The 11,989-nt window shown below is 74.1% G+C and carries 9 protein-coding genes; 3 read left to right on the top strand and 6 right to left on the bottom strand.

Annotated elements, in window-relative coordinates; translation table 11 throughout:
- Positions 1-77: 77 nt before the first annotated feature.
- Positions 78-2,237, top strand: coding sequence for a prolyl oligopeptidase family serine peptidase (locus IF651_RS13910; RefSeq protein ID WP_191829724.1), 2,160 nt, complete (start codon positions 78-80; stop codon positions 2,235-2,237).
- A 36-nt stretch (positions 2,238-2,273) separates the two neighbouring features.
- On the opposite strand, the gene IF651_RS13905 is transcribed toward IF651_RS13910, so the two are convergent.
- The 3 genes from IF651_RS13905 to IF651_RS13895 form a co-directional block, all read right to left on the bottom strand.
- A complete protein-coding gene (locus IF651_RS13905) occupies positions 2,274-4,751 on the bottom strand; it encodes a glycosyl hydrolase family 65 domain-containing protein (RefSeq protein WP_191829723.1) in 2,478 nt (825 codons plus the stop codon).
- Positions 4,748-5,494 (bottom strand): HAD family hydrolase, encoded by a 747-nt coding sequence (locus tag IF651_RS13900; protein WP_191829722.1) that lies wholly within the window; start codon positions 5,492-5,494, stop codon positions 4,748-4,750. The genes IF651_RS13905 and IF651_RS13900 overlap by 4 nt, the downstream gene beginning before the upstream one ends.
- Before the next feature lie 199 nt (positions 5,495-5,693).
- Positions 5,694-6,737 carry a uroporphyrinogen decarboxylase/cobalamine-independent methonine synthase family protein gene (locus IF651_RS13895; RefSeq protein WP_191829721.1) on the bottom strand — a complete coding sequence of 348 codons (1,044 nt, stop codon included), beginning with the start codon at positions 6,735-6,737 and terminating at the stop codon, positions 5,694-5,696.
- Positions 6,738-6,886: 149 nt separating this feature from the next.
- Here IF651_RS13895 and IF651_RS13890 point away from each other — a divergent pair, with 149 nt between their 5' ends.
- On the top strand, positions 6,887-7,333 hold the full coding sequence (locus tag IF651_RS13890; protein WP_191829720.1) for an ester cyclase: 447 nt from the start codon (positions 6,887-6,889) through the stop codon (positions 7,331-7,333).
- Here the strand turns inward: IF651_RS13890 and mnmA are convergent.
- Entirely contained in the window at positions 7,303-8,442 is a 1,140-nt protein-coding gene (gene mnmA / locus IF651_RS13885; protein ID WP_191829719.1) for a tRNA 2-thiouridine(34) synthase MnmA, read from the bottom strand. The two genes, IF651_RS13890 and mnmA, sit on opposite strands and share 31 nt — an antisense overlap.
- Entirely contained in the window at positions 8,439-9,689 is a 1,251-nt protein-coding gene (locus tag IF651_RS13880; protein ID WP_422110492.1) for a cysteine desulfurase family protein, read from the bottom strand. The genes mnmA and IF651_RS13880 overlap by 4 nt, the downstream gene beginning before the upstream one ends.
- 94 nt (positions 9,690-9,783) lie before the next feature.
- Between IF651_RS13880 and IF651_RS13875 the strand changes: the two genes are divergently transcribed.
- Positions 9,784-10,914: a phosphotransferase gene (locus IF651_RS13875; RefSeq protein ID WP_191829717.1), complete on the top strand. Its 1,131-nt coding sequence runs from the start codon at positions 9,784-9,786 to the stop codon at positions 10,912-10,914.
- 11 nt (positions 10,915-10,925) lie between these two features.
- Here the strand turns inward: IF651_RS13875 and IF651_RS13870 are convergent, their stop codons facing one another.
- Positions 10,926-11,984: an electron transfer flavoprotein subunit alpha/FixB family protein gene (locus IF651_RS13870; RefSeq protein ID WP_191829716.1), complete on the bottom strand. Its 1,059-nt coding sequence runs from the start codon at positions 11,982-11,984 to the stop codon at positions 10,926-10,928.
- Positions 11,985-11,989: the final 5 nt, after the last annotated feature.

The following is an 11,989-nucleotide window of genomic DNA, read 5'->3' as shown; positions in this document are numbered from 1 at the left end:
GGCCGCTGCCGGCCGTCACCGCGCGGTGCACGGCTCCGTGGCCCCGGCGCTGCGACCTCGCCGTAAGGTGGGGTCTCATGACTGCCGAGCACGTGACCGACCTCGCCACGTCCGCCGCCGACGGCTCGGACCCCTACCTGTGGCTCGAGGACGTGGAGGGCGAGGAGGCCCTCGCCTGGGTGCGTGCCCGCAACGCGGAGGTCGCCGACACCCTCGAGGCCGCGCCCGCCTTCGCCGGCACGGAAGCCGCGATCCGCGAGGTCCTCGACTCCGACGCGAAGATCCCCGAGGTCTCGAAGATCGGCGAGCACTACTACAACTTCTGGCGCGACGCCGGGCACGAGCGTGGCCTGTGGCGACGCACGACGCTCGCCTCCTACCGCAGCGACGCCCCCGACTGGGAGACCGTCCTCGACCTCGACGCGCTCGCGGCCGAGGAGGGCGAGAGCTGGGTCTGGCACGGCGCGAGCGTGCTGCGCCCGACGCCGACGCAGCTCGCCGCGGGCGAACCGTGGCGGCACGCGCTCGTCGAGCTCTCCCCCGGCGGGTCCGACGCCGACGTGACGCGCGAGTTCGACCTCGTGGACAAGCGGTTCGTCGAGCCCGACGACGGCGGCTTCCACCGCCCCCGGGCCAAGGGCTCGCTCGGCTGGGTCGACGCCGACACCGTCTACGTCTTCACCGACTTCGGCGAGGGCACCCTGACCCCGGCGGGCTACCCGCGCATCGTGAAGACGTGGCGCCGTGGGACGCCCCTGGCCGACGCCGTGCCGGTGTACGAGGGGACCGACGAGGACATGTACATCTCGGCGTGGCGCTCGCACACACCCGGCTTCGAGCGCGACTTCGTCCACCGGTCCAAGGCCTTCTACTCGGACGAGCTCTACCTCGCCGAGCACGCCGGCACCCCCGAGCAGCGACTGACCAGGATCGACGTCCCCGACTCCGCCGAGGTCGGCGTACGCCGCGAGTGGCTGCTCGTCGAGCTGCGGGAGGACTGGGCCGCGGGTGGCCGCACCTACCGGGGCGGGTCGCTCCTCGCCACCTCGTTCGACGCGTTCCTCGCGGGCGAGCGCGACCTCACCGTGCTCTTCGAGCCGACGCCGTCGACCTCGCTCGCCGGCGCCACCTGGACCCGGCACCACCTCGTGCTCAACGTGCTCGAGGACGTCAAGAACCGGCTCCACGTGCTCACCCCGCCGGTCGCCGTCGACGGCGGCCACGCGGCGTCGGGCACGGCGTGGACCCGCACCGCGCTCGACGGGCTGCCTCCGCTCGGCACAGTCGCGGTCGGCGCCGTCGACCCGGTCGAGACGGACGACCTGTGGCTCGTCACGACCGACTACCTCACCCCCACGACCCTGTCCCTCCTCCCCCTCGGGGCCGGCCCGGGCGAGGCCGGAGCACCCGAGGAGCTCAAGTCCAACCCGGCGTTCTTCGACGCGCAGGACATGACCGTCGCCCAGCACTTCGCGGTGTCCGACGACGGCACGCGCGTCCCGTACTTCGTCGTCGGCCGCTCCGACCTCGTCGCGGGCACCGGCAGCGCGCCGACGCTGCTCTACGGGTACGGCGGGTTCGAGATCTCGCTGACCCCGTCGTACTCGGGCACGCTCGGGCGCGGATGGCTCGCGCACGGTGGCGCGTACGTCGTCGCGAACATCCGTGGTGGGGGCGAGTACGGCCCGGCGTGGCACCAGGCGGCGCTCAAGGCGAACCGGCACCGGGCGTTCGAGGACTTCGCGGCCGTCGCGCGTGATCTCGTGGCGCGCGGCATCACCACGCACGAGCACCTCGGCATGGAGGGGCGGTCCAACGGTGGCCTGCTCGCAGGCAACATGCTCACGCAGTACCCCGACCTGTTCGCCGCGGTGATCGTCGGCGTGCCGCTGCTCGACATGCGCCGTTACACGAAACTGCTCGCCGGGGCGTCCTGGGCCGCGGAGTACGGCGACCCGGACGACCCCGACCAGTGGGAGTTCATCCGCACGTTCTCGCCGTACCACCTGTTCGACGCGGACCGCACCTACCCGCCGGTGCTGTTCACGACGTCGACCAAGGACGACCGCGTGCACCCCGGTCACGCGCGCAAGCTCGCCGCGGCGATGCTCGCCGCCGGCAAGGACGTCAGCTACTACGAGAACATCGAGGGCGGCCACGGCGGTGCCGCCAACAACGCCCAGGCCGCGCACATGGCGGCGATCCACTACCGGTTCCTCGCCGAGCGGCTCGCCTGAGGACGGCGCCCGCGAGGGCCGGTGCGGGGCCCGGCGTCAGGACTTGGGCACCGTGGCCAGGATCAGGGTCCCGTCCTCACGCCGGTTGCCGGAGAGCGCGCGCAGTCCCGGACGACCCGAACGCACCGGGCCCTGCCCGTCGAGGGGGACCAGCGTGGGCTCCCCCGGCCGGACCGAAACGTGCTCGCCGCGTACCGAGACCTGGGTGCCGTCCCCCTCCTCGACCGCGAGCTCGAGCTCGTCGCGCCGGACCGTCACGCGCAGCCGCGTCCCGTGCCACGTGAGACGGAAGGTCAGGGCATCCCAGCCCAGCGGGAGCCGCGGGTCGAACACGAGGTGACCGTCGTGGTCGCGCATCCCGCCGAAGCCCGCCACGAGGGCCGTCCACGTCCCGCCCGCGGACGCCACGTGCACGCCGTCGGACGCGTTGTCGTGCAGGTTCGCGAGGTCGACGTAGAGCGAGGACTCGAAGTAGTCGAGCGCGAGCTCCTGGTACCCGACCTCGGAGGCGACGATCGACTGCACGACGGCAGACAGCGTCGAGTCACCCGTCGTCAGGGGGTCGTAGTACTCGAAGTCCGCCAGCTTCTCCTCCGCCGTGAAGTGCTGGCCCTGGAGGAAGAGCGCGAGCACGACGTCCGCCTGCTTGATCACCTGGTAGCGGTAGATGACGAGCGGGTGGTAGTGCAGCAGGAGCGGTCGCTTGGTGGACGGCGTGTTCGCGAGGTCCCAGATCTCGTGCTCGAGGAAGTGCGAGTCCTGGGGGTGGATGCCGATGTGCTCGGCGTAGGGGATCCACATGTGGTCCGCGGCGCGCGTCCACTCCTGGACCTCGGTCGACCGCAGGTTCAGCCGCTCGACCATCCGGTCGTAGTCAGCGGGGAAGTCCTCGCGCATCGACTCGACGACGAACACCGCGGCCCGCAGGTTGAAGCGCGCCATGACGTTCGTGAACAGGTTGTCGTCCACGACGGTCGTGTACTCGTCCGGCCCGGTGACGCCGTGGATGTGGAAGCTGTCGTTGCCGTTCGCGCGCCAGAACCCCAGGTCCTCCCACATCCGCGCCGTCTCGACGAGGACGTCCACGCCCTCCGTCCGCATGAAGTCGACGTCACCCGTGGCCCGCGCGTACTGCACGAGCGCGAAGGCGATGTCGGCGTCGATGTGGAACTGCGCCGTGCCCGCCGCGTAGTAGGCGGACGCCTCCTCGCCGTTGATGGTGCGCCACGGGAACAGCGCGCCCTGGGCGGAGAGGTCGTGCGCGCGGCGCCGGGCGGCGTCGAGCATCTGGTAGCGGAACCGCAGCGCGTTGCGCGCGTAGCGCGGGTTCGTGTACGTCAGGAACGGCAGGACGTAGATCTCCATGTCCCAGAAGTAGTGCCCGCTGTACCCGGACCCCGTCAGCCCCTTCGCGGGGACGCCGCTGCCCTCCGCCCGTGCCGTCGCCTGGGCGAGCTGGAAGATGTTCCAGCGCACCGCCTGCTGGATCTCCGGGCGGCCCACGACCTCGACGTCCGACCGCGCCCAGAAGTCGTCGAGCCATGCCCGCTGCCGCTCGCGCTCGACGACCGTCCCGTTCTCCCGGACACGGTCGAGCGTGCGCCGGCAGCGGTCCACGAGCTCACGGCACGGCACGCCGCGCGACGTGTGGTAGGTCACGACCTTGGTCAGCCGGATCGGCTTGCCCGGCTGCGCGTCGACGCGGAACACGTGCTTGGCGAGGTCGTCGTCGACCTGCGTGCGCACCCCCCACTCGTTCTCGGTCTCCAGCAGGTCGTCCGCCGCCACGGCGAGCGTCATGCCCGAGTTCACCGCCCGGTACGTCAGGACGAGCCGCTCGTCGTCGCCCCAGTGGGTCTGCGGGTCGAGCACCCGGCCGGCGAACTCGGTCGTCTTGCGCGGGTCGAACCCCTCGCCCAGCGACGCCGCGCGCACGTGGTACTCGTCCTCGCCGTCCTGCCGGTTGAGGATCTGGGACGAGATCGCGACGGGTGCGCCCTCGTCGAGGAGGGTCACCTCGAACGTCATGATCGCGAGGTGCCGCTCGACGAACGAGACCATGCGCTCCGAACGCACCCGGACCCGCTTGCCCGACGGCGTCTGCCAGAGCAGCTCACGACGCAGCACGCCGTCGCGCATGTCGAGCGCGCGCTCGTACTCGTCGAGGTCCGCGACGGGGAGCAGGAGCGGTTCGTCGTCGACGTAGAGACGGATCACCTTGGCGTCAGGGACGTTGACGATCGTCTGGCCGACGCGCGCGAAGCCGTACGCCTCCTCCGCGTGGTGGATCGGCCACGTCTCGTGGAAACCGTTGACGAACGTGCCGTGCGTGTGGGACTCGCGACCCTCCTCGACGTTGCCGCGCATGCCGAGGTAGCCGTTGGCGACGGCGAACAACGTCTCGGTGACCCCGAGGTCCTCGTCGGAGAAGCGCGACTCGACGAGCCGCCACGGCTCGGCCGGGAAGCGCAGCCGGTCGACGGTGCGGCGCTCGTCCCGGGTGCGGTGGCTCACGCGTCCGCCCCCGTCACGCGCGCCGGGCGGTCGAGCACGTCGGCCCGGAGCTCGGCGAGGTCGGCGACCACGACGTCGGCGCCGTGCTCGCGCAGGGCGTCCGCGCCCACGCCGCGGTCCACGCCCAGGACGAGGCCGAACGCACCGGCGCTGCCCGCCTGCACGCCCGAGAGCGCGTCCTCGACGACGACGCACCGCGCGGCCGGCACGCCGACGAGCTCGGCCGCACGCAGGTAGGTGGCGGGATCCGGCTTGCCCGCCAGACCCTCTCGGGCAGCGACGTTGCCGTCGACGACGACCGCGAACCGGTCGGCCAGCCCGGCAGCGGCCAGCACCGTCGGCGTGTTGCGCGACGACGACACGACGGCGACCTCGGCGCCCGCCGCGGTCACGTCGTCCAGGAACCGCACGGACCCGGGGTAGGGCGCGATGCCCTCCTCGGTGAACATGGCGTTGACGATGACGTCCTTGCGGTTGCCGAGCGCGCAGACCGTGCCCTCGCCGGGCTCGTCGGCCGCGTCGCCCCACGCCAGCTCGACGCCGCGTGAGGCCAGGAACGTCGCGACGCCGTCGTAGCGCGGCTTGCCGTCGATGTGGGCGAAGTAGTCCGCGCCCGAGTAGGGCGTCAGTCCGCGCACCGCGCAGAAGGGCGCGAACAGCCGCTCCCAGGCACGCATGTGCAGCTCCGCGGTGGGGGTCAGCACGCCGTCCAGGTCGAACAGCACGGCTCGCAGGGCGGGCATCGAGCTCCTTCGGTGTCGTCGGTCTCCGGCAGCAGCACAGGTCGCGGGACCGGTCGCAGGGCCGACCGGAGCTGCTCGTCGAGGACCAAGCCTACGCACCCTCGGCGGGTGCCGACGACGACCACGCCGAGCCGGCCACGCACCGGTCGAGGTCCGTCACACGACCGTCATCGCGCCGATATCCGCCCGACACGCCGGGTCAGGCGTGCGCCCGCTCCGCCAGGACCGCGGCGACCCGGCCCAGGTTGGCGAGCAGGGCGCGGTGCGCGTCCGGGGTCCCGGCCACGCCCCCGCCCGGACCCCGCCGGCCACGGCTCGACGCCCCGACGACCGTGACCTCGTCGAGCCGCCCGGCGGGCAGCCCGACGCGTCGCCACCCGACGCTCACGAGGTCCGCGAGCTCGCCCAGGGCCGGACCGGCGCACTGCGACACGCGCGCGGGCGGCAGTCCCGCCCAGAGCCGCGCACCCCGCTCGACGGCACGCGCGATCGTCTCCCAGGTCGCCTCGTCCCACGTCCCGAGATCCAGCCCGACGGCGTCGGCACCCGCGCCGACGACCGGCTCGACCGCGCCCCGCGACGACCCGACGTGGACGACGCTGCGCGCGTCGGCGGCACGAGCCGCGTCGAGCACGGTCTGCAGCCCTTCCACCAGGTCCGGCCCTGCGACCGCGCGCAGCCGCGAGTAGCCGGAGAACGTGGGCAGCACGCCCGCACCGACCTGGGCGAGCAGCGGCTCGTCGAGCTGCACGACGACGTCCGCACCCCCGACCCTGCGGCGGACCTCGGCGACGTGCTCGGCGACGGCGTCCGCGAGCGCCGCCACCAGGTCGCGCACCGCGCCGCGGTCGGACAGCACCCGGTCGCCGCGCGCGAGGTAGAGCTCGGCGGCGAGCGTCCACGGACCGAGCACGCTCACGGCCAGCGGTCCGGTGTACCCGAGACCGGCGACGGCCAGTGACTCGAGGTCCTCGTGCAGCAGCGCGCGGGCACGGCGCAGGTCGGCGCCCGCGTGGTCGGCGATCTTCCAGCCGTGCACCCCCAGCTCCACCGGCGGCCCGGACATCGTCGCGGCCGTGCGGCCCACGGGGTCGGCCCCCGGCCCACGACCGGCCAGCTGCACCAGGAAGGGCACCGCGTCGACGCCCGTGGGCAGCTCCGCGAGGTCGCCGAGCACGGTGAGCTGGGCGTCCAGGACGCCCGCGGTCCCGGGCCACGGGCCGCGCCCGCTGACGGCGGTCATCGCCCGGCCCCGTCCCGTGCGAGGGGCGCCGGGGCGCCGGCGTCCAGGTGTCGACCCGCTCGGTCGTCACGAACCCTGGTCCGGTGCCCTCTCTCCTGGTGGCACGAGGGGGTCTGGTGGGGTGCCCGGCGCTCACGGACGAGGACGACATGGGAACGAGAGAGAACAAGGCGACGGCGGTCGCCGTCCACACGCAGGCGTTGCCGGGAGGTCACGCGGGGACGCTCGCGGCGTTCCTCGCCCCGGGCTTCGTCAGCCACGACGGGGCGTTCGGCAGCGACTGCCGGCCGGGCGCCGACGGCGCGTCGACCCTCCTGGCGCGGATGCACGTCTTCGGCGACGCGTTCGAGGACCAGCGCGTGCGGGTGCTGCACGCCGTCGCGGAGGGCGACGTCGTCGCGCTGCACCTGGAGACGAGCGCGCGGCACACCGGCTACTTCCACGGCGTCCCGCCCACGGGTCGGCGCGTCGTCGTGCGGGAGATGCACATGCTGCGGTTCGCGGACGGGCACGAGGCGGAGCACTGGTGCGTGCGCGACGAGGCGGCGCTGCTGCGCGCGCTCGTTCACGAGACCGCCCCGGCGCTCGCGCGGTAGGCCCGGTCCACGGTCCCCTGCCCGAGCACGCGCGTCCCCGCGTACACGACGAGCGACTGGCCCGCCGCGACGCCGCGCAGCGGCGTGCCGGTCAGCTCGACCTCCATCGCGCTCCCCCCCGCCGCAGCCGTCGTGGCCCGGACCCGCGCGGGGACCGGCGCGCCGTGGGCGCGGACCTGCACCTCGGCGTCGAACACCTCGCCCGGGCGCGCACGCGCGCCGGGACCCTCGAGCACGCCGTCGAACCACAGCGCACCACCGGCCTCGACCCGGTCGACGCTCAGCAGCTCGGCGGGTCCGACGACCACCCGGTTCGTGGTCGGCTGGACGTCCAGGACGTACCGGGGCCGCCCGTCGGGTGCGGGACGGTCGATCCCGAGCCCCTTGCGCTGGCCGACGGTGTAGGCGTAGGCGCCCTCGTGCTCGCCGAGCACTCGTCCGTCGGCGTCGACGACCTCGCCCGGTCGGGAGCCCAGCCGCTCGCGCAGGAACCCCTGCGTGTCACCGTCGGCCACGAAGCAGATGTCGTACGAGTCGGGCTTCGCGGAGACCGAGAGTCCGCGCCGCGCGGCCTCGGCGCGCACCTCGTCCTTGGTCGCGAACCCGCCGAGCGGGAACATCGCCCGGGCGAGCCGCTCCGGGCCCATGACCGCCAGGACGTAGGACTGGTCCTTCGCGTCGTTCGGCGAGCGGTGCAGCTCGGGGACCGCGCCGGTCACGACGCGCGCGTAGTGACCGGTCGCGACGGCGTCGAACCCCAGGGCGGTCGCCTTGTCCAGCAGCGCCTCGAACTTGATGTGCTCGTTGCAGCGCACGCACGGGTTGGGCGTGCGGCCCGCCTCGTACTCGGCGAGGAAGTCCGCGACGACGGTGTCCTCGAACCGCTCGGACAGGTCCCACACGTAGTACGGGATACCGAGGACGTCCGCCGCGCGGCGCGCGTCGCCCGCGTCCTCGATCGAGCAGCAGCCGCGCGAACCGGTGCGGAACTGGTCACGGTTGCGCGACAGGGCCATGTGCACGCCGACGACGTCGTGGCCCGCGTCCACGGCGAGCGCCGCGGCGACCGCCGAGTCGACCCCGCCGGACATGGCGGCCAGGACCCTCATGCCGCACCCCCGGCCGCCGCGGTCCGCCGCACGCCGCCCGCGGACACGTGCCCGCCCGACGACGCGAGTCCCGCCGCCTGTGCCCGGCCCACGACGGCGGGGAGCACGTCGAGGAGACGGGCGACGTCGTCGGGCGTCGAGGTCGCCCCGAGGGAGAACCGGAGTGCGCCGCGCGCGTCCGTCTCGCCCACCCCCATGGCGAGCAGGACGTGGGAGGGCTGCGGCACGCCGGCCTGGCACGCCGACCCGGTCGAGGCCTGCACCCCCACCGAGTCGAGGAGGTAGAGCAGCGAGTCGCCCTCGGCACCGTGGAACGTGAAGTGCGCGTTGCCCGGCAGCCGTCCCGGCCCGGGCACGGGACCGGACAGGACGGCCTCGGGCACGAGGCGCTGCACGCCGGCGACGAGCTCGTCGCGCAGCGCGGCGAACCGTCCGGCCCGTCCTGCCCGGTCGGCCACGGCCTCGGTGACGGCGACCCCGAACGCGCGGATCGCGGGCGTGTCGAGCGTGCCCGACCGCACCCCGCGCTCCTGCCCCCCGCCGTGCAGCACCGGGGTGAGCGGAGCGTCGCGGCGCGCGACGAGCGCTCCGACGCCCACGGGCCCCCCGAGCTTGTGGCCCGAGACGGTCATCGCGTCGAGCCCGCTGGCGGCGAAGTCGACGGGAACCTGCCCGACGGCCTGGACGGCGTCGGAGTGCACGGGGATGCCGTGGGGCCGAGCGAGCCGGACGACGTCCTCCACCGGCTGCAGCGTGCCGACCTCGTTGTTCGCCCACATCACGGAGATCAGCGCGATCTCCTCCGCGTGCTGGGCGATCTCGGTCCGCAACGCCTCGAGGTCGACCCGGCCGACCTCGTCGACGGGCAGGAGCACGATCTCGGCACCCGCGTGCTCCGCCATCCAGAACGCTGGGTCCAGCACGGCGTGGTGCTCGACGGCGGAGACCACGATCCGCCGCCGGCGCGGGTCGGTCGTCCGTCGGCCCCAGAAGAGCCCCTTGATCGCCAGGTTGTCGGCCTCGGTGCCGCCGGCGGTGAAGACGACCTCGCTGGGCCGCGCGCCGAGCGACGCCGCGACGGACTCACGAGCCTCCTCGACGGTGCGGCGCGCAGCCCGTCCCGCCGCGTGCAGGGAGGACGGGTTGCCCGTGCGCGAGAGCTCCTCGACGAACGCCGCGGACGCGGCGGGCGACAGGGGCGTCGTCGCGGCGTGGTCGAGGTACGCCGCACCGGGAGTGGTGGTCACGATCGACCAGTCTACGGAGCGCAGGGCACCGGCGCGTCCACGGAACGGACCGCCACTGGACATGCTGCGGCCGCGGACTACATTGACAAGGTCTGTGCCCACGAACCAGACGCTCGACCAGACTCCGTGCTCCGACGAGACTCCTGAACCGGGAGATGGCATCTCGATGCCCGACGACATGCTCGACGACGTCATGTCCTCCGCAGTTGACGTGACCGACGACGCGCCACCGGCCTCCGGCGGCGCACGCCTGCGCTGGAGCGACCTCCCGTCCGGCCTGCGCGAGGAGCTCGAGGCGACCGCCGGGGCACGGGTCGTCGGCGAGTCCTCGCGCGCCACCGGCTTCAGCCCGGGCATGGCGTCGGTCCTGACGTTCGACGACGCGCAGCAGCTGTTCGTCAAGGCCGTCAGGACGGCGGACGAGCCGGCGACGGCCGACCTGCACCGGACCGAGGGACGCATCGCCGCGCGCCTCCCGCAGGAGATCTCGGCCCCCCGGTTCGCCTGGGGCCACGGGGACGGGGACTGGATCGTGCTCGCGTTCGACGCCGTCGCGGGGAGCACCCCGCGCACGCCCTGGGACCCCGACGAGCTCGACCGCGTGCTCGCGACGCTCACCGACCTCGCGTCGGTACCGGGCGCGCGCGAGCTCCGCCTGCCGCCCACGGGCCCGGACTTCGCCGAGCAGGCGACCGGCTGGCGCGCGCTGCGCGGAGACCGCGACCCGCGGCTGTCCGCCGTCAGCCCGTGGGCGGCGGCCCACGTCCACGACCTCGTCGAGGCGGAGCGCGGCGCCCTGGTCGCGTGCGAGGGAGAGTCGTTCGTCCACGGGGACCTGCGCGCCGACAACGTGCTCCTCACCCCGACGACCGTGCAGCTCGTCGACTGGCCCTACGCGTCGCGGGGCGCGCAGTGGCTCGACCTCGCGATGTTCCTCCCGAGCGTCGTCATGCAGGGGGTCACGGACGTGGTCGACCCCGTGACGGTCCGGACCGACCCCGGCCACCGTGCGCGCGGAGGCGCCTGGGCGGCCGCGACCTTCGAGGCCCACCCGCTCGGCCGCGACGTGCACCCGGCGGACCTGCGCGCCGTGGTCGCCGGCCTCGCCGGCTACTTCCTCAACGCGGCACGACGGCCGGAGCCGCCGACGATCGCCGACCTGCGCAGGTTCCAGCGTGCACAGGGCGTCGCGGCGGTCGCGTGGCTCGAGCAGCTCGGCCTCTGAGCCACAGGCCCTCAGCCCTGGGACTCGCGGTGCTCCCGGATCACGGCGGCAGCCTGCGGCAGCACGTCGGCGAGGTCGCCGACCACGGCGAAGTCGGAGATCTCGAACAGCGGGCACTCCGGGTCGCTGTTCACGGCCACGATCACCTGCGACGCCTGCATCCCACCCCGGTGGTGGGGCGCGCCGGAGACGCCTGCGCCGACATACAGCCGCGGCGCGACCGTGACCCCGGTCTGCCCGACGAACTGGTCGTGCCAGCCCTCGTAGACCGCGTCGCGCGTCGCACCCACCGCCGCGCCGAGCGCCTCGGCCAGCTCGACCACGGGCGCGAAGTCGCCGTTGGTCCCGCGGCCGCCCGTCACGACGACCGCCGCCTCCCCGAGCGCGGGTCGCCCGCTCGACGACGACTCGCGCACCGTGCGAGACACGACGCGCGTCGCCGTGGCGCCGGCGGACAGCTCGACCGCGAACCCGACGACGTCGGTCTTGACGGCCTCGGCGACCGGCTCGGGCAGCACGGAGTTCGCCCGGACCACGACGACCGCGAGGTCCGTCGTCACCGCGCTGCGCACGTCCCAGGACCCCGCGAAGACGCTCTTGTCCGCGACGACGACGCCCGCGGCGTCCCCCTCGCCGGACGCGTCGGCGATGTCGAGCCCGGTCGCGTCGACGACCAGGCCGGCACCGGCGAGGAACGCGAGCCGCGCGGCCGCCTCCTTGTTCGGGAAGGACGACGTCAGCAGGACGACGTCCGCGTCGCTCCCGCGCGCCGCGGCCGCGAGGGCCTCGGCCAGGACGGGGGTCAGGTGCGTCACGTCGCCGGCGACCCCGTGGCCGTCGGCGGAGAGCTCGGCCTGACGGACGGTCTCGACGCCGTGGGCGCCGAGCTGGGCGAGGGTCTCGATGCTCGGGGACTCGAGCGCCACGGCCTCGACGCGCCCGACGCGGCGCGCGAGCGTGATCAGCTCGAGCACCGGCGAGCGCAGCTCGACCCCCGGGGTGTCGAGCAGGACGAGGACGGTGCGGTTGCCGGTGGGGCCCGCAGGCCCGGTGGTGTCGGTGGTGCTCATGTCTC

It is taken from the genome of Cellulosimicrobium arenosum (assembly GCF_014837295.1).
Classification (GTDB): domain Bacteria; phylum Actinomycetota; class Actinomycetes; order Actinomycetales; family Cellulomonadaceae; genus Cellulosimicrobium; species Cellulosimicrobium arenosum.
Note: the sequence above shows the minus strand (reverse complement) of the source record. Positions and strands in the feature narration are given on the sequence as shown.

Excerpts from the sequence above, each read along its gene's own strand:
- IF651_RS13910 (WP_191829724.1), top strand. The coding sequence starts at position 78 with ATGACTGCCGAGCACGTGACCGACCTCGCCACGTCCGCCGCCGACGGC.
- IF651_RS13900 (WP_191829722.1), bottom strand. The coding sequence starts at position 5,494 with ATGCCCGCCCTGCGAGCCGTGCTGTTCGACCTGGACGGCGTGCTGACC.
- IF651_RS13895 (WP_191829721.1), bottom strand. The coding sequence starts at position 6,737 with ATGACCGCCGTCAGCGGGCGCGGCCCGTGGCCCGGGACCGCGGGCGTC.
- IF651_RS13890 (WP_191829720.1), top strand. The coding sequence starts at position 6,887 with ATGGGAACGAGAGAGAACAAGGCGACGGCGGTCGCCGTCCACACGCAG.
- mnmA (WP_191829719.1), bottom strand. The coding sequence starts at position 8,442 with ATGAGGGTCCTGGCCGCCATGTCCGGCGGGGTCGACTCGGCGGTCGCC.
- IF651_RS13870 (WP_191829716.1), bottom strand. The coding sequence starts at position 11,984 with ATGAGCACCACCGACACCACCGGGCCTGCGGGCCCCACCGGCAACCGC.